Below are 26,355 nucleotides of genomic sequence, written 5' to 3' on the forward strand. Positions count from 1 at the left end.
TCGTGCCAAGGCTCTTGCGCTGCCCCCTTTCCCACAACTTCGGCTGGTTGCTTCTGAGGGGGCTGTGGTGATGACCGGATTTGTCGGCTGCTCGACATTGTCGCGTCGCAACCCTTGTCGGCGGTCATTCCCGTCCGAACCGCTTCAGCACCGAGTCGAACGGGACAAAGGTGTGAGCCGGCGCGGCAGGTTTGTTCGGATCGTGGTCTTTGAGCACCTTGAAGACCCGATGCGTGAGCGGCGAGGAAATCGCAAAGTCTTCGTAAGCGCGTTCGAGCGTCGCGCGCACCCTCGCGGCAATCACCTGGTCGGGCAGACCGGAGAAATCTTCTTCGGCAAGGTATTGGCCCACGCGCTTCATTATATGGAGCCGCGAGACATTCAGCACCTTCGGGTCATAGGAGACGCCAAGGACTGAGAAGAACTCCTCCGCAGCCGACAGGCGCTTCAGTCGTGCGAGGATGTCTGTGACATCGATGGGGCGGCTGTCAGCGGAACAATTCATTGCATTCTCCCTGGTCGCAAAACTGTGGCCTTTGCGCGCGCGCGCACGGCTGACCTGGACCCGCACAGCTCGAAGACGGACGCCTCGCTGCACATTTTATCGTAGAGCTCGACCAGTTGAGTTGCAGTGACCGTCGATTTGGTCTCGGCCGCCTCGCGCCGGACGCGGGCCACCATCGCGGCTGCCAGATCCGGGTCGAGATCGCGACCGCTTTCGCTCAGCACATGGGCAATCGCAGTGGCGCCGGAATGCTTGCCGATGACGATCCGCCGGCAGCGGCCCACGAGAGCCGGATCAAGCCCCTGATAAGTACGCGAGTCCTTCAGCAGCCCTGCGACGTGAATGCCGGATTCGTGGGTGAAAACATCGGCGCCGACGACCGGCTTAGTGGCCGCGGTCTGCCGGCGGGCGGCCCAAGCCACCTGGGCGGCGAGGCTGGGCAATGCGGTCAGCTCGATGCCGGTATCTGCGCCGCCGAAGACCGCCATCGCGGCGGCCACCTCTTCCAGCGCGGCATTGCCCGCACGCTCGCCGAGCCCCAGGACGGTGACGGAGGCATGGCGCGCGCCTGCGCGGATCGCGGCTAGCGTGTTGGCGCCAGCAAGTCCGAGATCGTTGTGCGCATGAAATTCAAGGTCGATTGGAGACTGCACCACGAGCTGGGCGACAAGTTCGAAGGTTGAAAACGGGTCGAGAACACCGACTGTGTCGGCCAGCCTCACGCGGCTTGCGCCGGCGCGTGCGGCCGTCTCGATGACGCGGGCGAGATGATCCCGATTGGCCCGCGAGGCATCCTCGCACCCCACCGCGACGAAGAAGCCGGCGGCGGCGGCGCGCCTGACCATATCATTGATGACCTGGAGCGCTCCCGCCTTGTCGAGGCCGAGCTTGGCGGCAAGTTGGATGTCCGACGCAGGCAGCGACAAATTGACCGCTTGGACCCCGCTCTCGATCGCTGCATCGAGATCCAACGACGTCATCCGGCACCAGGCCATGAGCCGAACCGGAAGACGCCGCGCGACCACGGCGCGAATTGTTTCGATCTCGTCGACGCCCATGACCGGCGTGCCGATCTCGATCTCTGTCACGCCGGCCGCCGCAAGAGACTCAGCGATCTCCAGCTTTTCCGTCGTGGTAAAGGCGACGCCCGGCGCCTGCTCGCCATCGCGCAACGTCGTATCGTTGAGAGAGACATGACGGGTCATCACCGGTAGCCTGTTCTTCTGCCGCTCACGCATAGACCGGATTACCCGGCCCAGAACCGAAAAAGCTGCGCAGCTTCCCCACGATTGCCGGCATGACCTCGAGCACCCGGTCGATATCCTCTTCGCTGTTGTCCCGCGCCAAGGAGAAGCGGACTGCCGCGTGCGGCGTTTTCATCGCGCTTAGGACATGGCTTGGTTCCAGAGAGCCGGAGGTGCAGGCCGAGCCAGAGGAACACGCGATGCCAATGCGGCTGAGGAGAAGTGGAATTCCATCACTGTCGACATGTTCGAAGGAGATGTTTGCGGTGTTGGGCAACCGTTCCAGGGGATCACCAGTGACACAGGTGCCTGGGATGCGCTGGAGGATCCCGCCCTCCAGACGATCGCGGAGCGACTTTACCCGTGTGGTCTCGTCGTCCATGAATTTCAAGGCGAGTTCGGCCGCCGTGCCGAGCCCGGCTATGCCGGGCGTATTCTCGGTGCCAGCACGCCGGTTGTGTTCTTGGTGACCCCCCTTGATCAGCGAATGGAAGTTGACGCCACGTTTTACGAAAAGCGCACCGATCCCTTTCGGCCCGTGCAGCTTGTGGCCGGAGAGCGACAGCATGTCGATTGAGGTCGACTTCAGGTCCATCGGAAGCTTGCCGACCGCCTGTACAGCATCGGTATGGAATAGGGCGCCCGCTTCCTTGGCCAACTCGGCAAGCCTGGCCACAGGGAAGATCACACCAGTCTCGTTGTTCGCCCACATTATGGAAACGATTGCCACCTGTGGGGTGAGGGCGGCCATATAGGCGTCGAGGTCGAGCCGGCCACGGCAATCCACCGGGATCCTGTGCACCTTGACGCGGCGGGTCTTCTCAAGATGCGCGCAAAGCGTCAGCACGGCGGGATGCTCGACCGCGGACGTAACGATCTCGGTTCGGTTGGGCGCCGCCTCGAGCGCTGAAAGAAGCGCTGCATTGTCGCTTTCTGTCCCACCCGAGGTGAAGGTGATCTCATCGTCGAACTCCGCGCCGATCAGCGCTTGCAACTGCCTCCGCGCCTTTCTCACCGCCGCACTGACTGAGGCGCCAAGAGCGTGCGCCGACGAAGGGTTGGCGAATTGATCCCTAAAGAGCGGCAACATCGCTTGCAGGACCGCAGGATCGACCCGTGTGGTTGCGTTGTTGTCGAGGTAGACAGGCTTCATAGGTGCGATCCTCAGTTGACCAGAATGACGCGGCGCGGACCGACTCGTTGAGCCTCTGGCGCATGCCGTTGATGATAATGGGCCTGAACTGGCAGCCCGCGCAGACGCCCGGAGTGTTTGACGCAGACCGGATCTCCGTCGAGATGGACATGTTCGCAGTGGCCGCCGTCAGCCGTAAGGACGCCCGAACGCGATAACGTTATCGATGAGCCGAATTTGGCACAGCAGCGCGATCTGTCCGCAAGCAGCTCGGGTGACACCAGGACCCGAGCTGTTTCGGGAGGCGGCGTTCTTTGCACCCTACCGGAAGCGAATGGCGGTCCCGAGATCCGTTTTCCTTGGTCTTTAGGACGGGGACATCTGTCGTGCCGGCCATATAAGTCTCCTCTGCCGCAAAATGAGTCCGACGGCCGCATAGGCGCTTCGGGCGTTTAACTGAAGGACTTGCCGCAGCCGCACTTCTCGCGCGCATTGGGGTTATCGAAGACAAAGCCGGAAGATTCGAGCCCGGTGAGGAAGTCAACGGTCATGCCGGCGACATGTGGTTGGGAACCCGCGTCCACGAACAGCTTGATCCCATTTGTGCCAGTGATCGCGTCGCCCTCGCGCGACACGCTCTCCAGGCCCATTAAGTATTTGAAGCCGGCGCAGCCGCCGGCCTCGACCATGATGCGAAAACCTTCCGCCGGCTCGCTGGCGCGGGAAAGAGCAGTCTTGAAGGCAGCAACAGCGTTGTCGGTGAGCGTAATCATGGCTCCATTCTCCTCAGTCCGGGACCTGCTTGCGCATCACGTCGCATGCACCGTGCCAAAGCGAAAAAAACGTTTCAACACAGCGCGGCATCTCTGACACTGCCGTGCTTCTTGTGAGTGCATTGCTGCGAAGCTGTCGGCCAACCGACACGTACTGTCGGGTTTGTCGGGTCTGCCACGAGGGATGTTGGGCCTGAGTTCTTGGTTGAACTCACATCACCAAATACAGAACTTCTTCTGAGCTTGCTTCGGCGCAATTGGCACGGTTTTTGAGGCTCCGTTTGGCGAGGCGGCATGAGCATGCCGATCCACAATCATGCCGTGGGTGCCCTCGCGATGGATGGGGCGAAGCAAGGGAGCAACATGTCAGGACCGGGTCAGATACGCCTCGCTTGGCAAAGCAGCGCCGCCCGTGGCATCCGAATGCCCGCTTGGCCGATTGCGACAACACCCACACTCGCTCACCACCGCCCCGTAGCCGCCGACCGGCTCAACGGGATGCCATCGGCATGTGCCTGCTCGCCGGTTTTCGCACGGGTGCGACGCCGTGCGCACGCTGTCCAGACACCTTGTTCATGGGCCAGCAGCAGATCAGGATCGAGCATTTCGGCGCGCCTTATCGGCTGAAGATTCCCGGGCAGGGCAGATGATCCTCACACGTCGGTAGAAACAGGGGTAAGCATGGACCAACGCGAGAAACCGTCGCCGGACGAAATCCGGCGGGCGTGCAAAGACAATCCGAAAATCCGGGAGCATGATCTCGCCGCTCGATTGGGCATTTCGGAAGTCGAGTTGGTCGCGGCGCATTGTGGTCATGGCGCGGTGCGCATCGAGCCGCGCGTCGATGATCTGCTGACCGGCCTCGAAGCGGTCGGCGAGGTGATGGCAGTCACCAGCAACGAAAGTGCCGTGCACCAAAAGATCGGCCTCTACGGCAAAGTGGTCACCGGCAACCAGCATGCGATATTGCTCGGCGACGGGATCGACCTGCGCATCTTCCCGAAAGCGTGGGCGTATGGCTTCGCCGTCGAGAAGCGCGAGGGAGCCGAGATCCGCCGCAGCCTGCAATTTTTTGATGCCACCGGCGAGGCGATGCACAAAGCTCATCTCAGGCCCGCCTCGAACCTGCAGGCCTATCAGGATCTGACGGCAGAGCTTGTATCCTCCGATCAGGAGCCGATCATATCGCTCGAGCCGAGCGGGGCGCGCGATAACGCAGTGAGTCCAGACCACGCCGCCACGGTCGACGACCTACGCGAGCACTGGGGCCGGCTAAGCGACGTGCATCAGTTCTATCATATGTTGAAGACACTGAAGCTCAGCCGCTGCCAGGCTATGCGTATGGCCGACGAGGATAACGCCTGGCTGCTCGACAATGATGCCGTTGGCGCCCTGTTCCAACAGGCGGCCGAAGACGAGATGCCGATCATGTGCTTTGTCGGCAATCGTGGTTGCATCCAGATCCATTCCGGCCCGATCAAGTCGGTCAAGCAGATCGGGCCGCGGATCAATGTGCTCGACGAGACCTTCCATCTGCATCTTAGGACCCATCGCATCCGCGAGGTCTGGGCCGTGCGCAAGCCGACGAGGGACGGTCACGTCACGTCCATTGAAGCCTATGGCGCGGACGGCAAGATGATCATCCAGTTCTTCGGCAGGCGCAAGGAAGGCGAACGCGAGGGCAGCGACTGGCGGTTTCTGGCCGAGAGTCTGCCATGTGTTCCCGGTCCGGATGTGGAGAGTGCCGACAGGCCCTCGGATTGAACCGGCCGCCATAGGACTCGGCAGCACGTTCCGACAGCAGCTCGCGAGGTATTTAGCTCCATGTGCGGAAAGGCTTGCCGTCATAAGCGCATACGGACGGTTGGGTGTGCACGCCGGAAATTGACCGCATCGATACAGTCAAGCTCGTCGCGGCCGGACTGCTGCGCACGAGTGCATCGCCGTCTGACCGAAAATCGTTGCAGCGCCTGCGAGCGATAAATACGCCATCAGCGCCGAACCGAAGCGCGGCTCGACCTTGCTGATATTTCCGATCAAACGCCGTCGGGTCTTGTCGGATCGCACCCGATCCTTGCGCTGGATCGCATCGTTGCTCAATGCGGGCCGCGCGAGGCGATCTCCTCGTTCGTCGACCGGAGGGCTGTGCAGCAGCAGCCAAGCCGAACAGCCCGATGTCGCGGACTCGACAAAACCGACCACGGATGTCGGTTGTCGGACGTTGTCCTAAGAATGATGGACAGGTGATCATCAACTTAGCGGCGGCGGCCCAGTTCAGGCTGGCGTCGCTTGGTGCAGGCCAGGGGTACGCCTATCCGGCACGCGACTTGCTTTGACAATTTGGCCAGCGGGGTGTCAGCAGTGCGTCACGGAGCTCAACGGTGATTGATCGCCTCTCAACCATAACGGGATAAGCGGCGGCTTTGCTTCTGACCGCAGCGCGGCGGAGATGCCCTTCGGATTGACTTCGCAACCGATCTCATCGCGCTGGCAGTGGGCTGATCGGGCGACAGATCTCGAACGCGCCCGACAAGAGACGTGCTCATGCTGGAAATCGACTTTATGAACAGCGGTGCAATCTCAATCGAGCCATGAACGCCAATGTAGAGAAAACAAAATGGCGACCAACCCCGTTCCAGATCATGTCCCGCCCGAAATGGTGAGGGACTTCAGCCTGTTTACATCGCCAGGGATGCCACCAACACCCAACGGGGATCCACACGCAGCTGTCGCTTGCGTACATGACGGGCCTCCGATCTTTTACTCCCGCTACAACACTCAAGATGGCCGGGGTACCTGGGTCATCACCCGTGCCGCGGACCAGCGTAGGGTGCTGCAGGACTCAGAGACTTTTTCCAGCCATCGCAGCATCTTCTCCTCCATACTGGGTGAAAACTGGCCGACGATCCCGCTTGAGCTCGATCCACCGGCCCATGGCGTCTTTCGCTCACTGCTCAATCCGCTGCTTTCGCCAAAGCGGGTGTTGGCTTTGGAACCGGCTGTCCGCGAACGGGCGGTCGAGCTGATCGAAAGGATCGCCGCGTCGGGCACAAGCTGCGACGTGATGAAGGATTTTGCCTTTCCTTTCGCGGTGAGCACCTTTCTTCGCTTTCTGGGGTTGCCTGATGACCGACTCGATACATTCGTCGGCTGGGGGAAAGATCTGCTCCACGGCGACGATAAGGAACGACCTGTGGCTGCCCGGACGATCGTGGCATTCATCGACGAACTTGCAGCGATGCGCCGCGACGAGGCGGTTGACGATTTCATGACCTTTATCGTGCAGGCACAGGTCGAGGGCCGCCGGCTGACGGACACCCAAGTCCGCGGCATCGGCGTGCTTGTCTTCGTCGCTGGGCTCGACACGGTCGCAGCAGCTATAGGCTTTGACTTGGCGTACCTCGCGCGCAACCTCAAAGATCAGCAATTGCTGCGGAGCGAACCGGACCGCATCCCGCTCGCAACCGAAGAATTGCTGCGGGCCTATCCGCCCATTCAGTTGATCCGCGTGGCCACGAAAGATATCGACTTCGAAGGCGCGCCGATCCGGAAGGGGGACTATGTTTCCTGCGCCACGATGATTGCCAATCGTGACCCGGCGGAATTCGAATGCCCCAACACGATTGATTTAGAGCGGGAGGACAACCGCCACGCAGCGTTTGGCTATGGTCCCCACCGTTGCCTTGGCTCACACCTTGCCCGGCGGGAGATTGTCATTGGCCTGGAGGAGTGGCTGGCGCGCGTCCCGGCTTTCAGGATCAAGCAGGGTACGGCGCCGATAACTTCTGGCGGCCATGTGTTCGGGATCGAAAATTTGATCCTGGACTGGTCTTAGGCCCGCCCCGAGCCGGGCACAAACAATGGAGGCAGTGCCATGCGCATCATCGTCCAAAAGCCCAAATGCCAGGGCCACGCGCGATGCGCGGCGCAAGCGCCTGACATCTTCAAACTCGATGATGACGGTTACATCCTGCCTGGTGACATTGAAGTTGCGGAAGGGGAGGAACTGCCTGCGTCACGAGGCGTGCGATCCTGTCCTGAACGTGCGCTGGAACTCACTCTCTGACGCTCTCTCTGACGCTCTGAATCTGATGTCATTCAACCGTGAGTCTGGCGGGCTTGAATGGGGCCGACCATGTGGCCGCACTCAGCACGCGGCGTTTGGCCTGCACGGTCCCACGTCCAACTCTGCGGGGGCATTTCCGGCGCCAGTGTTCCCCGTGAGGCGCAAATCGGCAGGGCAGGGGTTCGCGAACACCTCTTCCAATCACAGAATTTGCGTCAGAGCCGATGGACCAGACGAGAATTGCCGAACTACTCGACGCGAGGCGACCCGGAGTGCCATACCGAAGAACTGCCCGACCCATGTTGCGGCAGGCCGGGTCTCTGCATGATTTGATAGGACGAAAGCAGGAGAACGCACCATATTTGCCCAACATTATGCCCGACTCAGCACCGGCCAATGGCCGCACATTGAGCTGGAGAGGAGGTTCGACCAGCATGTGCTAGCCTGTGTGCTTTCACGTGCGCTCGAGGAGATCCAAGCCGGCGAGGCGACGGCGACGGAGGCAACCGGACTTTCGCGCGCCGAGTTGCGCTATGTCCTGGTCCGCTGTTTCCCTGCTTTTCCTATCAACGCGTTTGCCTTGAAAGAGGTGAGCGAGCCCGAGCCGGATCCGGAGGAAGAACTTCTGCACGGACTGCTGCTGGCGCATGCCCGGCCGGGCGACAAGGCGAGCGCCCGCTTCGCCAGGATCATCGCCCGGCGTGCCATGCGCAATGACCACCTCTGGCAGGACCTTGGCCTTTTTGATCGAACCGACCTCGGCCGCCTGCTCGCCTCGCATTTTCCGACGCTGGCGGCCGGCAACACCCAAAACATGAAATGGAAGAAATACTTTTACCGCAAGCTCTGCGAGGCCGAAGGTTTTTCGCTGTGCAGCGCGCCCAGTTGCCGGGAATGCAATGATGTCGAAAGCTGCTTCGGCCCGGAGGAAGGCGAAAGCCGCCTCACACGGATTAAGAACGGCATCGCCTCGGATTGAGAACCGCTTTCGTCTGTCGTACAGCCGCAGCGCTCGCGCCGCGCCATATGTCTCTTGCCGAATGTCGACTGACGCCTTGGGGGATTGAATGCTGTGCCTGCTGTCCGATTACTCGCCATGCTCGCTTCGGCGGGCGCCGTCATGATGGCGGTGCAGGACGCGACCCGCACCATCGCCGCCGAGCAACTGGTGTTCTCCGGGCCGTTGCTGCTCGCCTGCCTGGCGGTTGCGGCGCCTGGGCGGCCGCGGTTCGCCCCCGTCATTGTTCGCGCTGGTGCACAGTTTCGCCTCGATCACCCATTGGGGCGGCCAGATTGTCTCCGGCGTCGGCATCAATTTCGTTGCTGCCGACTCCGCCATCATTCTCGGCCAGGTTCCGGCAGGGCGCGCGCTGGGGAACCTGGATTCGAACCAGGACTAACCTACGCCGCTGCGCAGGTGGCATAGCGACATCAAGTCAGAGCAAGCCTGCTCGCAAAGCACCGGCCTACTACAGCTTGAGCGCGAAACGTCCCCGCGATCGATGCATCATCGCTGGAAATATCGCCCCTTGGCACATCTGCGTTCTTGATTCCCTCATTTTCAGTATTCGGATCTTCTAAGATAAGCTATAAATTTGTTGGGTGGGATGGGGTCCCGGCGATGATTGACTCCGATGTATTCGACTTTGTCGAACGCTGCAGAAAGCACACGGCAACCGGAGCGCTTTTGGGCGATCTCCTCGAAACAGTAAAGAACCTCGGCTTCGAGCATCTTATCTTGAGTGGCGTCCCTTTGGGCGGACAGAAACTCGCGCCTATGGTGGAGCTGAACGGTTGGCCCAAAGGCTGGTTCGAGCGTTATGTCGAAGCAGAGCACGCCGCGGTGGATGGCGTCTGCATCTACTCGGCGAAAACTTTGAAGCCGTTTCTTTGGTCCGAGGTTCCTGCCAAGTGGTCCGGGACAGAAGCCTCGCGGCGCGTCGCCGACGAAGCAACGGAGTTCGGCATCTGGAGCGGCTTTGCCGTGCCGATGTTGAGCGTTCATCACTGGCAATCCGTGCTGTCATTCGCCTCTTCGGCGAAATCCTGCAAGCTGTCTCCACGCCAGCAGGTGCAACTGGTCACCATGGCAGTGTATGCCGGCATGACGATCCAGGCTCTTTCGAATGACGATGAAGACGATGAGGGCCCGCTGACCGACCGGGAAAAAGAAGTCCTGTTGTGGGCCGCCGCCGGCAAGACGTCGTCGGAAACCTCGCAGATCCTCGGCCTGACCGAGCGCACCGTGAAATGGCACGCAACCCGCGCCCGCGAGGCCTTCGGTGTTGCCACCACCACGCAAGCCGTCGTCGAGGCTGTGCGCCGACGCCTGATCCACCCATAGTTGCGTCAACTGTCCGATCGGACAGGTGACGTCCATTAGAGAGGCTGCAACTATCCCCAAAAGAACGATCGGGGGATCGCGCGATGATTACGGCTCATGTCGTCAATGCGCAGAACAAGCATCTCTACGAGAACGAATTTGACGAATTTCTGCGCCGCCGGCACGATTTCTTCGTGCATCAGAAGCGCTGGCGCCCTCCAAGCCCGGACGGTCGCGAACTAGACCAGTTCGATACGGACGCGGCCACGTACCTGCTCGGTATCGAAGACGATCGTGTCGTGACCTCGGCTCGATTGATCCCAACGAGCGAGCCGCACATGGTCTCGGAGGTCTTTCCTCACATGTGCGAGAAGTCAGGCGTCCCTAGACGCCCAGACTGGGCCGAATGGACCCGCACCTTCGTCGTCCCCGACAAACGCGGGACCGGGCTGCGAGGCACGCTGACGCAACTCTGCTGCGCGGTCATGGAATACGCCCTCGACGAGGGCCTGAGCGCCGTCGGCGGTATCCAGGAAACCTATTTCATGCCCCATCACGGCGCGCTGAAGTGGCACGCCGAGCCGCTGGGCATGGCGAGGGAAGAAAACGGGGAATGGTATATCGTCGCTTATATCGAGGTGAACGAAGCGGCACTGGCGAGTGTCCGGAAGATACTTGGGATTGAGAAGTCGCTCCTGGTGAGGCGGGGGGTGCAGATGAGGTTTATCGAAAACGCCAAAAAGCAACTTCAGCATGAATGGGCGATGGCTGCCGGTTAACACTCCAGAGGCCTGGGGCACGCCTTTGCCAGAAGCGCGACCACCAAATGAAAGCCACCAACATAATGACTTCGGATATAACAAAGGTCCAAGGCGGAAACGTACTTGAATTAGCGCGGCAACGTGGCAACGCCGGCGAAGTGTGGTCCAGAGTTCTAGCAGACGTCGCTCGTTGGTTAATGGCTCTTGCTGTGGTCGCCATCCTCTCGTCGTGTACATCGGTGGCAGGCTATCCTCGAGACTATGTGAGCGGTCAGGCCGATGCCGTCGCATTCGCCGCATACTTTCGGCCGGCGCCGGTCGAAAAATACCTAGCTGCGACAGATGAAAAAATCAGAGAGAAACTACGAAACAGAATAGTATACGGCCGCTTGGCATACTACGATCTGAAATACTCAGAATTTGTTCGAAGCATAAATACAGAATCGAACTCGCTCAACGCGGGCGGGAGCCTCGCCGCTATTACGTTAACTGGGATCGGTGCGGTGACTGGAACTGCTGCAACAAAATCCGCGCTGAGCGCCGCCTCGACAGCGGTACTGGGGGGCATTGGACAGGTCGACAAGAATCTCTTCTACGAAAAGACGATGCCGGCCTTGATCGCAGCAATGGACGCCACTCGCGCGAAAACACTTCTTCAGATAAGTAGGGGTTTGCAAGATTCAGATGACGAATATCCACTCGCCGCAGCGTTTATCGATCTCAATCGCTATCGCGACGCCGGGAGTATTCCGTCCGCAATTGGAACGGTTGGGGCAGCCGCTGAAGTAATGAAGATACAAACATACAATCAGATATCGTCAGACAGATCGTAGAAAAAAATTGAGAACTTAGAAGGTATCTAGTTAAACGGACATGAAGATGGGAGTAGCAAATGAATATGACGCGTTTCTTCGACCGAATTCGTGGATCGCTATACGGCGGCTCGTTGAAGCAGATTACGGTCGACAACATCAACAAGATAGTGTCATACTGGGCGCAAGCATACAGTGATAATGTTGAGCAGCAGCTTGCTTATATCTTGGCGACGGTCCTTGCTGAGGTAGGTCGAGACATGAATCCAGTCAGGGAAACGTTCGCTAGATCGGATGAGCAAGCGCGATATCGCTTGCGCCATAAGGCATACGCGCAGTCAACTCCGCCTTATGGGCATGCATATTACGGGCGAGGCTATGTCCAATTGACGTGGATATACAATTATCAACGCCAAGAAGATAAGTTAAATATTCCGCTTGTCAAGTTTCCCGATATGGCTCTTGCAACCGAGATTGCAGTGCAAATCCTCGTAGGTGGGATGATGGATGGCGATTTTAATGGAAGCGGCCGCGGGCTGGAGTTTTATATCAATAGAAAGAGAGTCGATTTTGTGCATGCGCGCCGCACAGTAAATGTCCTTAATCGTGCATCCGAGATTGCCGGTTATGCGGAGGCCTTTTGGGATGCGATTGAGTACGCAAAAGAGGAGCGTTTGATGGACCCATCGGTGGGAGTATGGGACGCCGAGCGTGCTGTTGCGGCATTGATGTTGCCTTCAGTGGAGCATCTTGAGGCTCAGCGCGAATTCTTCGTTGGTGCAAAGACAGATGACTAGTGCACCAGTATGACGGCGCTGGCGAAGAAAATCCCTTGTTAGTACTGCATGGGAGAATTAGTGTGGCTAAATCAAATAGCAGACCTACGTCAAAACCTAAGATCCGAAGAAAGGAAGCGACTTCAACGCTTTTTTTGAAGCCGAATGAAGCGGTCGCATTGGTCTACGATGTATATGATGGTCGCGGGCAGATCGTTCCTCGTCAGAGGGTGTACAAGACGGCCATAGAGAAACGCCGCCGGTCTGTTCTTGACAAGGTGGTAGAAGAAGACAAAATTCGAGTGACCTCCGATGGCGACTCTTGGATAAACATACTTTGGCCGATGTCGGCTGTTGCCGGGTATGACCATACGTTCTTCGACTTAATCGAAGAAGACTCACGCTTTTACGCGACAGGAACGGCGTATCCAGGCGATACCTTCCAACAAGTTCGCACGGAGAAGGACTATCGTCAGAACGTCGCGTCTGAGTCATTCGAGTATTTTGTCGTGTCAGCTGGAGGCAATGACCTCATCGGAGGTGGGGCGTTGTTCGATCTCCTACGCTGGCGTGACGAGGGCGATGGTAACGATCCGGCAACTCACCTCAATATGTCGTGGCTTCAGGTGAGTCTGGATACATTGCGTTCGGGCTATGAAGAGATTGCAGATGATGTCCTCCAGATCTCACACGGCCGGACTACCATGCTAGTTAACACGTACGATTACCCGATTCCTCGCGTAAACGGAGTCTGGCTTGGAAAGCCGCTGATAAGGCGGGGTTACAATTTGCAAACGGATAGGGTTCTGATCGCAAAGATCCTTAAATACTTGATCGACTCATTTTATGCCGCACTGACTCAGGTCAGGCACATAGTAGTGGTCGACGTACGCAATACGGTGAAAGCGGGCCAATGGACCGACGAGCTTCACCCGAGAGGAAGGGGAGCCGAGGCTGTAGCGAAGAAATTCAAAGCCGCAATGGGAGTGACCTGAAATCCGAGGTCTGCACAGGCGGCGCTCGTGCTTCGCCGCTATTATTTGACAGTTCGCCGAAGGCGGTTGGTCGGGTGGGAGAATCACTTTGACACGACGTGTCGTAGCTTTGATGGTGGGCACTGTGCTAAGCGCCCTTTCGGGTATTTCGCCGACGCGGTCGCAGGAGCCGGAGAAGATCGGTATGCTACTTGCCGCCGGTGATATTTCATGGTGTCCCCGCGAGGGCTGGACACGCGCCAAGGCGACGGGCGACATCATTCGCGACGTGATCAAGCAGGCGAAAGTGCCAGTCCGTGTCTTGGCTCTGGGGGATCTCGCCTACAAGCATGGGGAGAGGAGTCAGCTTGAGTGCTTCGCTAAGAACTGGGCTGGCTTTGACGACTTCCTCCTGCCAATCCCAGGCAACCACGAGTATGACACTAAGGATGCGGCGCCGTTCTTCAGTCATTTCAAGGACAACCAGTTTGTGCACCAGAACGACGATCCGGAGCCCAATGAAGGACACAAGGGGAACCCCCGCTGGGATAAGAAGGGCTATTTTTCACTCGAATTTCCAAGACAAGACGGGCCTTGGCTGATTGTAGGCCTGAACGACAACTTTCAGGAACCGGCCTATAAGCAAGACATGGCCACCCAAATGAAGTGGATGGACAAAAGGCTCGACTCCTCTGCGCTAGGCGGCAAGACCAGATGTATCCTCGCATTCTGGCATGCGCCACTGTTCAGTTCTGGGCAACACGGCCACGAGGGCTATAGTCATCCGAAACCCGACGCGCCACTCAGCCATGAACGGCCGATGCAAGCGATCTTCCGCACGCTCTATAAACATGGTGCGTCCGTCGTGCTTTCCGGACACGACCATGACTACGAACAGTTCGCCCCGCATGACGCCGATGGCAAGCCTGCAGCCGACGGCATTAGGTCGTTCGTCGTCGGCACCGGTGGTTCCAGACTTACCAAGGACTTCTACAAAAAACCGTTCGCCGCCACATCGGAAGGCGGCCCGTTCGGTAACCTGAAAGGAAACCAGGGTGTCCTGAAGATCGAATTATATGAAGACTACTACACATGGGAATTCTTGCAGATCGCAAGCAACGGCCCGAAAAAAGACATTCCGGCCCGCCCCGCAAGGCAGAACTGCAACAAGCCGAGATAACGTTTCGCCCGGGGCCCACGTCCTACGAGTCCCAGCCGCAGGTCGATTTCCGACCGCAAGGCCGCAACGTTGCCGCGCCAAGCGCGTGTCCACGCGCGGCGGGGTAGTCTGGCTGCCCCATCACGAAGTGCTCGATACTCCTGCTAAATTGGAAGCCTTTAGGCTTGCCAGTGTATATTCTTTCTCACGCGAAGATCGGGGTGAGGGTATCGACGTCGCATCATTGATCAATGGGCCACGGCGGACTGGACCCCCACCGACCTTGAGGTCATAGGCTAGGCGAGCCTCTCCAAATCCGCGATGGTGCCCGAGGCGGTGACGCCGTCGATACGGCCTTGGTACAGGCGGGCCGAGCGCAAAGGCCACATGGCTGTGAGCCCTGGGCGGCCGTTGGCGGCTGGAGCCCGTCTATGGGTCAAAATTCTAATGTGCCGACCTTTATCTCAAGCATTGGTTCAGCCAACCCGCAATCTGCTCCGGCGACCATTGCAGTGCCAGCTTTTGCGCCACCCGCCACTTTAGCCGTCCAGAGCATGCCAGGCGACTGCTTCGGGCGAAGCGCGCGCTGCCAAGCCTGCTTGTCGGCTCGGGTTGCTCGATACGCTTGGGCACCGCCATTGCGCGAGATCTCGCGACTGATCGTTGATGGGGATCGCCCCAGACTTCGTGCAATAGCGCGGATGGCAAGACCTGCCGCAATCCCGCGAGAGATCTCTTCGCGCTCCCCCAGCTCGAGCGCCGAGGCCGCTCTACGCCTTGCTGACGGAGCAATGCCGCCGTGTAAGGATACGATCCGCTGAACGCCGCCCTTGGTCCGGCGGTCTAGTGCCCGCGAGATCGATGAAATGCTCTGACCCTGCTTCCACCGCTCCCAAAGCTCGGCCTTCTGCTCCGGGGTAAACCAGATCCGTGACATCACCATGCGACACCTCCCAATCCTCTCAGATTAAAGGTGTTGCGGCGACCGGTTGAACCCACCGCCTCATTCCGGTCTGGCGGCGGACAGTCTGCTCATTAGCCGGACGCCAGCTTTTGAATGCAGACGAGCTTGACATAGCCCGATAAGCTCGCGCGGATGCGCCGCAGTTCTAGAGACCTTGGCTCCGGTTATAAGGATCGCAACCAGATAGCATTTGCGCCCCAAAGAGGTGGGAAAAACAGGCCGCCGGCGGTGAACTCAACTCTAACTTGTTGTCGTTAAGTTGTGGTTCCGTGCCTCCTAGTCTAAGCGATTGCGTTTTTGCAATATCTCAGCTCAATAGCTCAAGCTCCTGAGCTAGTTTACATCAATCCAATGGACCTCTAATGAGTGCGCGCCTATCGACGGCCATTAGGATCGGGGAAGCCGCAAAGGCGATCTTTCGAAAAACTCAGAGCTTTCCAAGCCGAGAATTCGGAGAGCATGCAGACCTGAGCGAACGCGAACACGTCGGTGTTGAACCGATGCTTTTGGCGCTTTCTATGGAGCTGGCACTCAAAGCGTGGTTCGTCTTCGACCACGACGATCCAAGAGTTGTCAAATCGCACAACCTGATGAAGCTGTTTGATCGCCTAAAGCCCGAAAGCCAAGAGAAACTCGACGCGGAGTTCAAAAGGTCAGTGGTCCCGTATCATCCCAATGGTTTCTACATCGACTACAGCATTCGTCACATTCTGTATCAGCACCAAGATGCCTTCACCGACTGGCGCTACCTTCACGAGGCAAAGAAATCGATGATGTTCGATCAGGGTGCTTTTGAGGCAACGCTCGAAATGGTGCTTCGTGAGTTCGAGAAGAGATATCGGATTGAGCGGGTGAAGCCGCTATGGCCATCCTGAATGTCGTCCGGATCGGAGGCCCCGATGCGGCCTTGAATGTTTGTTTCGAGCGGTAGCTTCGGGACAGGAGCTTTCCTTGCCGGAGGGAAGGGCTAACGACCGCAACGAGGCGGGTAGCGGCCGGGCGGCAACGCGCCTCATCTATGCCATTCAGTCCTACCTCGTTGCCACCCGAAAGCGGACATTGCTAAAATTCGATTTTCGAGGCGCGACGGAACTCGCAGCCCAATAATCGGGCTGAAGATCCCCTTCATCTATCTTGGTAAAAGAGGAAGCCCCAACTCCTTGAGGAATGCGTTGTGCTGAGCCGTTGCCTGTTGGATTTGCTTCTCGATCTCCATCAGTTCGTCGTGCGTGTTTGTCAGATCGATCTCAATATTCTGATGATCGGCCGTGCTTATGAATCGAGAGATATTGAGGTTGTAGCCTTCCTCGGCGATCCGCTCCATGCTGACGCGCTTGGAGTAGCGGTCCTCTTCCTTCCGGAACTGGTACGTTTCGACAATCTTATTGATGTGCTTCTCTGCAAGTTGGTTCTGACGCTTCCCCTTATCAAAATGCTGAGGTCCGGCAGCGTTGATGAAGAGCACGTCGTCAGGCTTCTTGCACTTCTTGAGCACAAGGATGCAGACCGGGATGCCAGTCGAATAAAACAGGTTCGCGGGCAAGCCGATGACGGTGTCGATATGGCCATCCTTCAGCAGCTTCGTGCGGATTCGCTCTTCTGCCCCACCTCTGAATAGCACTCCGTGAGGAAGGATGATGGCCATCACGCCCTCATCCTTCAGATAGTGGAAGCCGTGCAAGAGGAAAGCGAAGTCGGCCGCCGACTTGGGCGCCAGCCCGTAATTCTTAATTCGCACATCGTCGCCCATCGCGTCGGTAGGCTCCCACCGCAAGCTGAAGGGCGGATTTGCCACGACGGCATCGAACGCGGGCTTCTTAGCGGGGTTCATCTCCCGCAGCATGTCCCAGTCATTTGCTAGGGTGTCGCCGTGAAATATCTCGAACTCGGTGTCCTTCACCCCATGCAGCAGCATGTTCATGCGAGCCAGATTGTAGGTCGTGATGTTGCTCTCTTGCCCGTAAATCTTGCCGATGCCATCGGGCCCCATGCGCTTCCGAACGTTGAGCAACAGCGAGCCAGATCCGCAGGCAAAGTCAAAAACGCTGGCGAGCCGGTCCTTCTTTCCCGTTGCCGGTTCCTGGCTGTCCAACGTCACGATCGCCGACAGAATGTCCGAAATCTGCTGTGGGGTGTAGAACTCGCCGGCCTTCTTCCCGGAACCGGCGGCAAACTGGCCGATGAGATATTCATAGGCATCGCCTAGGTTATCAACTTCGGAGGAGAATTTCGCCAGCCCCTTCGCAATCTCGGCGATAATGGCACAGAGCTTCTTGTTCTTCTCGGTTTGGGTCTTGCCCAGCTTTTCCGAGTAAAGGTTGATTTCCGAGAACAAGCCGCTGAAAGTGCTCTGGAAGGACTCGTTTTCGATGTACTTGAAGCCTTCGTACAGCGTCAGCAGCAGTTCATCGCTCTGAGTGCGGGCCAGATTGGCGATATTGTTCCATAGATAGGGCGGCTGGATCACGTAATGCACCTTGCGGCGCATCTGCTTTTCGAACTCCGCCACGTCATTCGGATTTTCCTCGTACCATGCCTGCAAAGGGGTGCTAGCCCCAGAGCGCTTCAGCACGTCGTCCGGCCAATCGGGGTAGTCCGGTCCCAGTTCCCTCCTCGCGGCCGCCTCATAGTTATAGGAGAGGTAGCGGAGGAAGAGAAAGGAAAGCATGTAGTCGCGAAAATCGTCCGCATTCATAGCGCCGCGCAACTGGTCGGCGATGTTCCAGAGTGTCTTGCCCAGTTGCTTTTGGAGTTGGTCGTTCATTGTGCGGGTACTTCCTGGGGAGTGGGCGCTGGGACTTTTGCCGCAGGCGGGGCGGGTACAACATCAGGCAGGGCGAAATCAAATCGTGTGATGAATTGCCTTAGGATGCGGCGGAAAAGTTCCTTGTTGTCCTCGCCCATTTCTGTCGGCTCATGGATGGCATAGGCGCCGTGGCTCAGCAGATTAAGTGCCCGGTTGAAGAGCGCCCTGTCTTCCTCGTTGTCTAGCGACTTCAGGCAGAAGGCCATGCTTGAATGCCCGAAGAAGGAAGCCGTTTTCTCCATGATGCTGCGCAGGGCGTTGAAGTGAAAGGTGTAGAGTTTTCCCTTGATCGGATCGGCGGCGCGCTGCAGTTCGGCGAGCGTGGCGACATGGTGGAAAAAGGGCGTATCCGCTGTCGCTTGAAGCGTGTAGGCGCCGTCGCTGCTTGGGCGGTGCAGGAAATAGCGTCTGTGCTCAATTGTCGGCGAGTCATCGACCTTCCGGCCAAATTCGTTGCACATGACGTTGAAGAACAGCGCGTGGTGAGAAGAAAAGATCACCTTGATCGGGGCGGGCGCACCGGTGCCGTCCTTCCGCGTGGCCGCCCGACGGAGGAGCTTGGCCAGGTCGCAGGCGACGGAGATTGCGTTGTTGTCATCCAGTGACGAGATGGGGTCATCTATGTAGAGGTATTTCTTCCCCTGATAGGATTCATGCCCATCAAGCATCCGTTCGCAGATAGCCATGAAGACGCACCAGATGAAGATGTTCTGCTCACCCCGTGAAACCTTGATGTTGGTCTGATCGCCCTTTCGGAAGCTCACGAAATCCGGCTTGAAGAGCTTCTCCTCGCCCTGCTCAACCTCCTTGTAGGTGAAGTCGAAATCGAAGTCGGCGTATCGGGAAAGATACTGGGCAATCGTTTCGTCCAGCGCGAGCTCGGTCATCGCATTGAAGAAGGAAGACTTCTCGTTCAGCTGAAGGCGGCGAACGCTGTCACCTTCCAGGTCGTTCTCCCAGACGAACAGATCTTCGGTGAAGGCGTTAAAATAGATGGTGTCGGGCGTCCCGGTCGGGTTCTTCTTGTTCTTGCGCCTCCCCGCGTTCTTGAACTCCATCGACAAACGTGTCTTGCCGGTGCGGTTGTAGGCGTAAATCATGACCAGCGAGACTGGCTTCGTTGGATTGTTCAGATCGTCACGAAGTCTGTCCACCAGAGTCTTCAGGGTTTTATACGTACTCATGCGTCAGCCTCCGCGACCGACGGGAAAAGCTGCTGCATTAGCCCCTTCTTGTGGGTTTTGAGGGCTCCGAGCTTTTGGCTCTCGGTGGCGATTAGGTCGTCTAAGGAGTTGAGGCAGTCTGCGATACGCTGTTGCTCGGCATAGTCATTGGGGAATGAAAACTGAAGCCCCTTAATCAGCCCCTGGCTCAAGTTCTCTTGACCGCCACTATTACTCAAACCACGCAATTCTTCATACCGGCTGCCCAAGTTCAGGAAGACGAAATTCGGATCGATACCTTTTTGCGGTAAGATCGCGGCACAAGCCTGATTTGTGGCCGCCTTGACTCCTAACATCGCAACTTGGCCACGCGTCTTTCCTTGACCATACATTGCCATCAATATTGTCTTCTTAGGAAAAACTTTCGCAGATGAGTTCCTTAACCCGTCATCGGAGATGTACTCATCAGCATCAGTGATGATGCTGAAGTTTACTATGGACGTCGTAATCCAAGGAATAGACCCATTCCAATACTCTTTATTTGTACGGTCCGGAGTGCCGCCTGAGGAGGTATCGAATAGGTTTCCCAGAGCATCAAAACTCCATTCCCTCGCGCCCCGGAAGTCGGGGAAGCGAAGACGGGGCTGTGTTTCGCCTTTCAGGGGAAAAATCTGCCGCATCAGCCCCTTCTTGTGGGTCCTCAGCGAATCCACCTTCCGCCCCTGCGCTTCAATCAGCGCGTCCGCAGAGGCAAGGCATTCCCCGACCTTTCTCTGCTCATCAAAAGAAGGCAGAGCAAGCTTGAGTCGAGCAAGGTCCCTATAGTAGATTCGGACACGGACACTTCCGTCCCCCGTTTCTGACACGAAGTCTTCCCAGGCTTCCGATCGTCGAAAAAGATCGAGATAGGTCGGATCAAGTCGAGAAGGCCCCGTTGTCTTGCATCTAAAGACGACATAGTCAGGACTTACCAGAATGTCGGTGTCACCCTGCCAGCGTGCAATTGAGCCGATATTCAGCCGCATCGGATTGTAAGCAAACCAGTCTTTCTGAACGATCTTGTAGCGTGTCGCGTCAGACGCGATGAGGCGCTCCTCCATCGGTACGATTCCATCGGTCCTCGAGACCCCCATAACCACCGACTTTGGTCGACCACTTCCGTTTCTGTAAGTACTCTCGGTCGTGACGTCGCCCAGCCGCACATCGGTCAACGGCGAGTTATCAAACTCCGGAAAGCGCAGCTTAGGCGTCAACGTCGGGCTTCCAACCGCTTCGGGAGCTAAATATTTTGTCTTACTGCTCATAAGCGCTGAGCCCCGAGATTTCACGTCCACCGGTGCGCTTGAGAAGGAAGGGCATCAGCTCAGCCATCAGGTCCAGCTCCTTCACCCGGCGGGCTTTCCAGTTCAGGCCAAGGGGTTCCATCAAATCCGTAAGCGCCTCGCCATCAAAGATCATGCGTTGCAGGATCGTGTCGACAAAGCCCTGCAGCGCATCGGTAGTCAGCCCGTGTCTTCCCGCGATTTCCGCCAGCTCTGCCGCGTTCTTCTCCGCCTTGAAGCGACTGTAGCCGTCGCGAATGGCCTTCTCACTCAGACCCTCACCCGCCTTTAGCGTAGCGATGTAGGCGGCGATATCCTCACGCTGGTCCATGAACTTTGCATCGGACTGGATCAGCCCGATAAGCTGCTCGCGGCTCATAGTCTGCTTGCCGGGGGCTGCCTCGGAATAGCGGGCGATCAGACCCATGATGTAGTCGTAGTCGATGACGGCAGACGCAAAGAGGACAAACTCGAAATCGAGCTGGTCCGAAGCCTGCGTCGGCTTGGCCGCACCCTTGCCTTGCTGGGACCTGAGGCGCTGGGCCGTTTCAAGGTAGGCACCACGGAAGCCCAGAAGGTTGTCGCGCGGCAAGACCTGTTCGATCGCTGCGGCGTTTTCCGGGGTCAAGTCGGTGTACTGATCAAGCTGGGTCTTGAGGCGCTGCACCTCTCTGAAATGCTCGATGAACGCCCCGCGCGCGGCGTCGCCCTTGAGGTTGGGCACGGCTTCCGGGGCGCAGTCGAGGCCCTGCGACTTCATAAAGGCGTCGAGCTTTTGCACAGCGATTTCCAGTTTCTGGATGACCACCGGGGCCTTGTCTACCAGCCAGATTTCACGAGCCTTTTCGGCAGCCGCCTCGCCCGAGAAGAGCGCGATAGCAGCATCGACGGCCTCCTGCTGCTGCCGGAAGTCGAGGATGTTGCCGTAAGGCTTGGTCGCGTTCAGCACCCGGTTGGTGCGCGAGAAGGCTTGGATCAGACCGTGATGCTTGAGTTTCTTGTCGACGTAGAGCGTGTTCAGGAACTTCGAGTCGAACCCAGTGAGCAGCATGTCTACCACGATCGTGATGTCGATCTTATGGTGAGGCACGTCGGGATAAGCCTTCCTCAGATCGGCATCCGTCCATTGCTGGTCTTTGATCCGCTTCTGCACATCTTGGTAGTAAAGGTCGAACTCGCCAATCTTGTAGTTGGTGCCGTAATGGAGATTGTAATCAGTGAGGATCGCCTTCAAGGCTTCCTTCTTCTTCTCCGGCTCGACAGCGTTGTCTTCCTTTTCCTGTGGCAGATCCTCCTGGATCTGCTTCACGTCTGGATTGCCTTCGGCGGGCGGGGAGAAGACGCAGGCGATGTTCAACGGCTGGAAGTCGGGAATAGCAGCCTTCCTTGCCTCCTGCATGGTCTTGAACAGCGCGTGATATTCGATGGCGTCATTGATTGACGCCGTGGCGAGCAAGGAATTGAACCGACGCTGACCGGTAGCCGCGTCGTGCTTGTTCAGGATCGCATCAATGACCGCTCGCTTCGCCAGCGGTTCGCCAGGCTTGGGCACGGCTTTCCCCTGAGGCTTGAAGTAGTCGACACGGAAGCGGAGGACATTCCCATCATCGATTGCGTGCGTAATCGTGTAGGCGTGAAGACGCTGTTGGAAGAGGTCTTCCGTCGTCTTCATGCTGGCCTGAGTATCCTCGATCTTCTGCAGGGCGGAATTCTGGCCGAAGATGGGCGTGCCAGTGAAGCCAAAGAGCTGGGCTCGAGGGAAGAACTCCTTGATGGCCTTGTGGTTTTCGCCGAACTGCGACCGATGGCACTCGTCGAAGATCAGCGCAATGCGGTTGTCGCGAAGTGGCTCCAGCTGCTCCTTGAAGCTCCTCTTGCCGCCCTTCTTCTGCTGCTTGTTGCGCTTGCTGTTCTCATCAAGCGCGAGGCCGAGTTTCTGGATGGTACAGACGATGACCTTATCGGCGTAGTCGTCTGAGAGGAGTCGGCGTACGAGGGACGCGGTGTTGGTATTTTCCTCAACGCAGCCTTCTTGGAACTTATTGAACTCCTCGCGCGTCTGCCGGTCCAAATCCTTGCGGTCTACAACGAACATGCATTTCTCGATATCAGAGTTGTCCTTCAACAGAGTTGAAGCCTTGAAGGAGGTTAGCGTCTTGCCGCTGCCGGTGGTGTGCCAAACATAGCCATTCCCGCAGTCTTGAGCGATAGAGTCCACGATCGCCTTCACTGCGTAGACCTGATATGGCCGCATCATCAGAAGCTTTTGCTCGCTCGCGACCAAAACCATGTAGCGACTGATGGTCTGACCAAGGGTACACTTGGCAAGGAAGGTTTCGGCAAAGCTGTCGAGATAGACGATCTTGTTGTTATCTACGTCGGCGAATTCATAAACAGGCAGAAAGCGCTCCTCGGCATTGAAGGAGAAATGTCGGGAGTTATTATTTGCAAAATAAAAAGTGCGGTCTCGGTTGCTGACAATGTAAAGCTGAAGATAGCACAGGAGCGTCTTGGTATAGCCGTTGCCTGGATCGTTCTTGTATTCGACAATCTGCTCCATAGCTCGGCGCGGGCTGATGCCGTAGGTTTTTAGCTCGATTTGAACGGCGGGTACACCATTGATCAGGATTATAACGTCATAGCGATGATGGCTGTTGTCTGTATTGATACGGAGCTGATTGACGACTTCGAAGGTGTTCTTGCACCAGTCCTTGATATTGACGAGGGTGTAGTTGAGCGGCGTGCCGTCATCGCGAGTGAAGCTGTTGCGCTCGCGCAAGGTGCGAGCGGCTGTGAAGACATCGGGCGTAACGATCTCGTCGAGAAGCCGAGAGAACTCCGCGTCCGTAAGGCGGACGCGATTTAGCTCTTCGAACTTCTTCCGGAAATTCTGTTCCAGCGAGGCGCGGTCGCGGATGTCTGGGCGATACTCATATTTTAGGTCCTGCAGCCTTGTAAGAAGTGACTTCTCGAGGCCGCTTTCTGTTACGTTCATAGTGAGAATGCCACTCCACCGCCAGAAAGGCGTACAGCGTCCTATCGAGGATTCGATACTTGTAACCGTAGATTGGCCAGTCTTTAGCCGAAACAGAGTGAGGTCAGCCGGCTCGTGCGGCCTTTGTGCGATTACGTCCACCTGCCGCTCTTTTAACGCTACGCGCGGAGACGGCTTTGGGAGCCACGACGTCGCCGAGCCGCTCTATACGGAGGGGCACGCGCGAGGGAAGGCGAACGACGAGTTCGAGTTGCCCCCCGATCGCCTCGACGTAGCTTTTAAGAGTAGACAAGTACATGTCGGCTTGTTTCTCGATCTTCGAGACCGAAGGCTGCTTGATCTTGAGTACCGAAGCGATTTCGGCCTGGGGCTTTCCAGCGGCACGCCGCAAATCGCCGAGACTCTCGACTTCTCCCCTTAACTCTTCGAAACGCGCGTCGACCCGCTCCCGACGATCCTCGGGGAGCGCAGCGATTAGGTCGTCAAGCTTCCGTCCCATCACTTCTTCTCCTTCTTCGCCGCCGCCAAACGGTCGAGATGCCCTTGATAGCGCTTGTCCGCCTTGGCGATCAGATTTTTATTAGAAGCGCTTCTCACTCACGCCCGACTTATCGCCGGCGACGAGCAGGATCGCCTTCCGCTTCCGGTCGAATGCGAACGCAACCCGTCAGACACCATCATCAGCGTCGAAGCGAAGTTCTTTCATGTCGCGAACGACGAGTCATTCAAGCTATCCGCATGCGGTCGCGCCAGCTGGGGCCCGAACGCACTGAGCAGCTTAGCCGGGGCCAATAGCTCATCTTGGGCTGTCTGGTGCAACGCCTCGAACTCCCATCGAACTCATCGCCAAAAACGACTTCCCGCGTCATATATAGCTCCTAGGCTATGTGGTCAACATCATCAAGCTGCCGAACGATAGTCTGGCCGAAACAAGGTACGCGCGGTCGACGATAATCCGGCCGCCGTTGACACGACTGGCAATTCGCGACCTGTCTGCGCTGTCGAGCGGCATCGTCACCGGCGTTCTGACGGGCATGGCCGGCGCGTAGCTGTCGCTTGCCCAGAATGCCGGCTTGTCGTGAAGGATATGACGGCCAGCAAGGGTTCCATCGGGCCGGCAGCGCTCACCGTCGCCAAATGGAAACCGGTGCCGGCGAGGTTCGCGTGTCTGGCGGCGAAGGTCGCGTGGCCCGGAGGTGAAGCCGGCGAGGCGCTTGCGCTGGTCCATGCGTAATCGTGCGGAGGACCGCGCCGCGCCGTGCATCGCATCTCTCGTCCCGCTGCGATGCTGAGGCCTCTTCTGTCAGGCGGTCTAGGTTTCGCGCTTCGGGCCGAGCAGGAACACTGTCAGGGCGGCGAGGAACGTGGCAACAGCACTGTAGGCAATGGCACTGGTAACCCCGGCATTGTCCACCAATAGTCCGCCGAAAATCGCGCCGGCTGCGATTGCCACTTGGAATACTGTGACCAGCAGCACACCGGCGCTTTGGGCCTGCTCGGGAACGGCCCTCCGTACCATCCACGTCTGCAATCCCACTGGCACCGCGCCGAAGGCAAACCCCCACACGGCAACAGCAATCGCCGAGGCCAAGGCCGATGCTCCCGCCGTCAGCAGCGAAACAGCGGCTATCGCTATGAGCAGCGGTGCAAGGGCCGTGACTGCCTTGAGACTGTACTCGGCCAGAAGCCCGCCGGCCAAATTGCCGAAGAATCCGCCGATGCCAAAAGCCAGCAACACAAGCGAGATCGTCTCGACATCCAGCGCGGGAATCTTCTCGAGGAAGGCGCGGATATAGGTGATTCCGGCGAAGTGGCCGGAAGCGACCAGCAGGACGACCAAAAGCGCAACCTTGACCATCGGAATCTGAGCCACATCCAGCAGGCTGCGGAAGCTAGCCACTCCAATCGGAGGCAGTCTCGGAATGGTTATGAGTTGCACCAGCAGTGTAGCCGCGCCGCCGACTGCGGCGAGTATGAAGGCGCTTCGCCATCCCCAGATATCGCCGACATAAGCGCCGATTGGAGCTGCGCAAACGGTAGCCACCGAAACGCCGGTGAGGATGATCGACATAGCGCGCGCCAGGAGGTGGCTTGGAACGAGCCGCATCGCCAGTGCTGCCGACATTGACCAGAAGCCTCCGAGCGCTATGCCGAGCACGATGCGTGCAGTCAGGAGAAGCGCCAGCGACCACGCGCCGGCCGCCAGAAGGTCCGACAGAATCAGCAGCAGCGTCATCGTCCACATGACGGTCCTGCGGTCCAGGCGCTTTGTGATGATGGCCACCGTCGGCGCCGAGATCGCCCCGACGATAGCTGTCGCCGTCATCGCCTGTCCAGCCGCTCCCTCGGTTATACCGAGATCATGCGCGAGGGGCGTGAGCAGGCTGACAGGCAGAAACTCTGCCGTGACCAGCCCGAAGGTGCCCAAGGAAAGCGAAATGACCGCACCCCATGCGGGACCAGACGGTGGGACGGGCTTTTCTGGGTCGTGCAGAACAGCGTCCATGACGCATGCCGCGGATTGGGTCATGAACGAAGTCTCCACTTTGATGCAATGCAACGTGATGTTGGCTGCCTTGA

The 26,355-nt window shown here is 58.0% G+C and carries 23 protein-coding genes and 2 pseudogenes; 12 read left to right on the top strand and 13 right to left on the bottom strand.

Features of this window, described 5'->3' with window-relative positions; genetic code table 11:
- Positions 1–124: 124 nt before the first annotated feature.
- The 4 genes from nifW to NKJ04_RS13955 form a co-directional block, all read right to left on the bottom strand.
- A complete protein-coding gene (gene nifW, locus NKJ04_RS13940) occupies positions 125–505 on the bottom strand; it encodes a nitrogenase stabilizing/protective protein NifW (protein ID WP_352675681.1) in 381 nt (126 codons plus the stop codon).
- The gene (gene nifV, locus NKJ04_RS13945) at positions 502–1,710 is read right to left on the bottom strand and encodes a homocitrate synthase (protein WP_352675683.1); all 1,209 of its coding nucleotides are present in this window, start codon (positions 1,708–1,710) and stop codon (positions 502–504) included. Before nifV ends, nifW begins: the two co-directional genes overlap by 4 nt.
- Positions 1,711–1,735: 25 nt before the next feature.
- Positions 1,736–2,902 (bottom strand): cysteine desulfurase NifS, encoded by a 1,167-nt coding sequence (nifS, locus tag NKJ04_RS13950; RefSeq protein WP_352675684.1) that lies wholly within the window; start codon positions 2,900–2,902, stop codon positions 1,736–1,738.
- A 431-nt stretch (positions 2,903–3,333) separates the two neighbouring features.
- The gene (locus tag NKJ04_RS13955; RefSeq protein WP_023766895.1) at positions 3,334–3,654 is read right to left on the bottom strand and encodes a HesB/IscA family protein; all 321 of its coding nucleotides are present in this window, start codon (positions 3,652–3,654) and stop codon (positions 3,334–3,336) included.
- 681 nt (positions 3,655–4,335) lie between these two features.
- Between NKJ04_RS13955 and NKJ04_RS13960 the strand changes: the two genes are divergently transcribed.
- A complete protein-coding gene (locus NKJ04_RS13960; RefSeq protein ID WP_352675686.1) occupies positions 4,336–5,418 on the top strand; it encodes a hemin-degrading factor in 1,083 nt (360 codons plus the stop codon).
- A 138-nt stretch (positions 5,419–5,556) separates the two neighbouring features.
- Here NKJ04_RS13960 and NKJ04_RS13965 read toward each other — a convergent pair whose 3' ends face one another.
- Positions 5,557–5,856: a hypothetical protein gene (locus NKJ04_RS13965; RefSeq protein ID WP_352675687.1), complete on the bottom strand. Its 300-nt coding sequence runs from the start codon at positions 5,854–5,856 to the stop codon at positions 5,557–5,559.
- Between the two features lie 415 nt (positions 5,857–6,271).
- On the opposite strand from NKJ04_RS13965, the gene NKJ04_RS13970 reads away from it, so the two are divergent.
- The 10 genes and pseudogenes from NKJ04_RS13970 (at position 6,272) to NKJ04_RS14015 (ending at position 14,546) form a co-directional block, all read left to right on the top strand.
- Positions 6,272–7,489, top strand: a complete 1,218-nt coding sequence (locus NKJ04_RS13970; protein WP_352675688.1) for a cytochrome P450 — start codon at positions 6,272–6,274, stop codon at positions 7,487–7,489.
- A gap of 39 nt (positions 7,490–7,528) precedes the next feature.
- Positions 7,529–7,720, top strand: coding sequence for a ferredoxin (locus tag NKJ04_RS13975; RefSeq protein WP_502896777.1), 192 nt, complete (start codon positions 7,529–7,531; stop codon positions 7,718–7,720).
- A gap of 358 nt (positions 7,721–8,078) precedes the next feature.
- Positions 8,079–8,699 (top strand): nitrogen fixation protein NifQ, encoded by a 621-nt coding sequence (locus NKJ04_RS13980; protein ID WP_352675859.1) that lies wholly within the window; start codon positions 8,079–8,081, stop codon positions 8,697–8,699.
- Positions 8,700–8,964: 265 nt separating this feature from the next.
- A pseudogene (locus NKJ04_RS13985) lies at positions 8,965–9,072 on the top strand (ABC transporter permease); the annotation flags it as partial.
- A gap of 269 nt (positions 9,073–9,341) precedes the next feature.
- Positions 9,342–10,064 carry a helix-turn-helix transcriptional regulator gene (locus NKJ04_RS13990; protein ID WP_352675689.1) on the top strand — a complete coding sequence of 241 codons (723 nt, stop codon included), beginning with the start codon at positions 9,342–9,344 and terminating at the stop codon, positions 10,062–10,064.
- Between the two features lie 83 nt (positions 10,065–10,147).
- On the top strand, positions 10,148–10,822 hold the full coding sequence (locus tag NKJ04_RS13995; RefSeq protein WP_352675691.1) for an acyl-homoserine-lactone synthase: 675 nt from the start codon (positions 10,148–10,150) through the stop codon (positions 10,820–10,822).
- A 47-nt stretch (positions 10,823–10,869) separates the two neighbouring features.
- Complete coding sequence (locus NKJ04_RS14000; protein ID WP_352675693.1) at positions 10,870–11,637, top strand: hypothetical protein; 768 nt, start codon at positions 10,870–10,872, stop codon at positions 11,635–11,637.
- Between the two features lie 59 nt (positions 11,638–11,696).
- The gene (locus tag NKJ04_RS14005) at positions 11,697–12,413 is read left to right on the top strand and encodes a hypothetical protein (RefSeq protein WP_352675694.1); all 717 of its coding nucleotides are present in this window, start codon (positions 11,697–11,699) and stop codon (positions 12,411–12,413) included.
- Between the two features lie 62 nt (positions 12,414–12,475).
- The gene (locus NKJ04_RS14010) at positions 12,476–13,387 is read left to right on the top strand and encodes an SGNH/GDSL hydrolase family protein (RefSeq protein ID WP_352675695.1); all 912 of its coding nucleotides are present in this window, start codon (positions 12,476–12,478) and stop codon (positions 13,385–13,387) included.
- A gap of 88 nt (positions 13,388–13,475) precedes the next feature.
- The gene (locus NKJ04_RS14015; protein ID WP_352675697.1) at positions 13,476–14,546 is read left to right on the top strand and encodes a metallophosphoesterase family protein; all 1,071 of its coding nucleotides are present in this window, start codon (positions 13,476–13,478) and stop codon (positions 14,544–14,546) included.
- A 450-nt stretch (positions 14,547–14,996) separates the two neighbouring features.
- Here the strand turns inward: NKJ04_RS14015 and NKJ04_RS33675 are convergent.
- Positions 14,997–15,468 (bottom strand): annotated as a pseudogene (locus NKJ04_RS33675) (transposase); the annotation flags it as partial.
- Positions 15,469–15,851: 383 nt separating this feature from the next.
- On the opposite strand from NKJ04_RS33675, the gene NKJ04_RS14025 reads away from it, so the two are divergent.
- Positions 15,852–16,364: a hypothetical protein gene (locus NKJ04_RS14025; protein ID WP_352675698.1), complete on the top strand. Its 513-nt coding sequence runs from the start codon at positions 15,852–15,854 to the stop codon at positions 16,362–16,364.
- Between the two features lie 254 nt (positions 16,365–16,618).
- Here NKJ04_RS14025 and NKJ04_RS14030 read toward each other — a convergent pair whose 3' ends face one another.
- From NKJ04_RS14030 to NKJ04_RS14060, 7 genes are all read right to left on the bottom strand, one after another.
- A complete protein-coding gene (locus NKJ04_RS14030; RefSeq protein WP_352675700.1) occupies positions 16,619–18,253 on the bottom strand; it encodes a type I restriction-modification system subunit M in 1,635 nt (544 codons plus the stop codon).
- Complete coding sequence (locus NKJ04_RS14035; RefSeq protein WP_352675701.1) at positions 18,250–19,479, bottom strand: AAA family ATPase; 1,230 nt, start codon at positions 19,477–19,479, stop codon at positions 18,250–18,252. Before NKJ04_RS14035 ends, NKJ04_RS14030 begins: the two co-directional genes overlap by 4 nt.
- Positions 19,476–20,762, bottom strand: coding sequence for a restriction endonuclease subunit S (locus NKJ04_RS14040; RefSeq protein ID WP_352675702.1), 1,287 nt, complete (start codon positions 20,760–20,762; stop codon positions 19,476–19,478). Before NKJ04_RS14040 ends, NKJ04_RS14035 begins: the two co-directional genes overlap by 4 nt.
- Positions 20,752–23,775, bottom strand: coding sequence for a type I restriction endonuclease subunit R (locus NKJ04_RS14045; RefSeq protein WP_352675704.1), 3,024 nt, complete (start codon positions 23,773–23,775; stop codon positions 20,752–20,754). Before NKJ04_RS14045 ends, NKJ04_RS14040 begins: the two co-directional genes overlap by 11 nt.
- A 103-nt stretch (positions 23,776–23,878) precedes the next feature.
- Positions 23,879–24,274 carry an XRE family transcriptional regulator gene (locus NKJ04_RS14050; protein WP_352675706.1) on the bottom strand — a complete coding sequence of 132 codons (396 nt, stop codon included), beginning with the start codon at positions 24,272–24,274 and terminating at the stop codon, positions 23,879–23,881.
- A gap of 384 nt (positions 24,275–24,658) precedes the next feature.
- A complete protein-coding gene (locus tag NKJ04_RS33680) occupies positions 24,659–25,003 on the bottom strand; it encodes a hypothetical protein (RefSeq protein ID WP_502897928.1) in 345 nt (114 codons plus the stop codon).
- 84 nt (positions 25,004–25,087) lie between these two features.
- A complete protein-coding gene (locus NKJ04_RS14060; RefSeq protein ID WP_352675862.1) occupies positions 25,088–26,305 on the bottom strand; it encodes an MFS transporter in 1,218 nt (405 codons plus the stop codon).
- Positions 26,306–26,355: the final 50 nt, after the last annotated feature.

The organism is Mesorhizobium sp. M0618 (assembly GCF_040320765.1).
Classification (GTDB): domain Bacteria; phylum Pseudomonadota; class Alphaproteobacteria; order Rhizobiales; family Rhizobiaceae; genus Mesorhizobium.

Bases quoted from the DNA above. Each gene is read 5' to 3' on its own strand.
- NKJ04_RS14030 (WP_352675700.1), bottom strand. From the start codon at position 18,253: ATGAACGACCAACTCCAAAAGCAACTGGGCAAGACACTCTGGAACATC.
- nifS (WP_352675684.1), bottom strand. From the start codon at position 2,902: ATGAAGCCTGTCTACCTCGACAACAACGCAACCACACGGGTCGATCCT.
- NKJ04_RS14035 (WP_352675701.1), bottom strand. From the start codon at position 19,479: ATGAGTACGTATAAAACCCTGAAGACTCTGGTGGACAGACTTCGTGAC.
- NKJ04_RS14050 (WP_352675706.1), bottom strand. From the start codon at position 24,274: ATGGGACGGAAGCTTGACGACCTAATCGCTGCGCTCCCCGAGGATCGT.
- NKJ04_RS14005 (WP_352675694.1), top strand. From the start codon at position 11,697: ATGAATATGACGCGTTTCTTCGACCGAATTCGTGGATCGCTATACGGC.
- NKJ04_RS13960 (WP_352675686.1), top strand. From the start codon at position 4,336: ATGGACCAACGCGAGAAACCGTCGCCGGACGAAATCCGGCGGGCGTGC.
- NKJ04_RS13970 (WP_352675688.1), top strand. From the start codon at position 6,272: ATGGCGACCAACCCCGTTCCAGATCATGTCCCGCCCGAAATGGTGAGG.
- NKJ04_RS33680 (WP_502897928.1), bottom strand. From the start codon at position 25,003: ATGGACCAGCGCAAGCGCCTCGCCGGCTTCACCTCCGGGCCACGCGAC.
- NKJ04_RS14045 (WP_352675704.1), bottom strand. From the start codon at position 23,775: ATGAACGTAACAGAAAGCGGCCTCGAGAAGTCACTTCTTACAAGGCTG.
- NKJ04_RS13975 (WP_502896777.1), top strand. From the start codon at position 7,529: ATGCGCATCATCGTCCAAAAGCCCAAATGCCAGGGCCACGCGCGATGC.
- NKJ04_RS13990 (WP_352675689.1), top strand. From the start codon at position 9,342: ATGATTGACTCCGATGTATTCGACTTTGTCGAACGCTGCAGAAAGCAC.
- NKJ04_RS13995 (WP_352675691.1), top strand. From the start codon at position 10,148: ATGATTACGGCTCATGTCGTCAATGCGCAGAACAAGCATCTCTACGAG.
- NKJ04_RS14060 (WP_352675862.1), bottom strand. From the start codon at position 26,305: ATGACCCAATCCGCGGCATGCGTCATGGACGCTGTTCTGCACGACCCA.
- NKJ04_RS14025 (WP_352675698.1), top strand. From the start codon at position 15,852: ATGAGTGCGCGCCTATCGACGGCCATTAGGATCGGGGAAGCCGCAAAG.
- NKJ04_RS14000 (WP_352675693.1), top strand. From the start codon at position 10,870: ATGAAAGCCACCAACATAATGACTTCGGATATAACAAAGGTCCAAGGC.
- NKJ04_RS14040 (WP_352675702.1), bottom strand. From the start codon at position 20,762: ATGAGCAGTAAGACAAAATATTTAGCTCCCGAAGCGGTTGGAAGCCCG.
- nifW (WP_352675681.1), bottom strand. From the start codon at position 505: ATGAATTGTTCCGCTGACAGCCGCCCCATCGATGTCACAGACATCCTC.
- NKJ04_RS13955 (WP_023766895.1), bottom strand. From the start codon at position 3,654: ATGATTACGCTCACCGACAACGCTGTTGCTGCCTTCAAGACTGCTCTT.
- nifV (WP_352675683.1), bottom strand. From the start codon at position 1,710: ATGACCCGTCATGTCTCTCTCAACGATACGACGTTGCGCGATGGCGAG.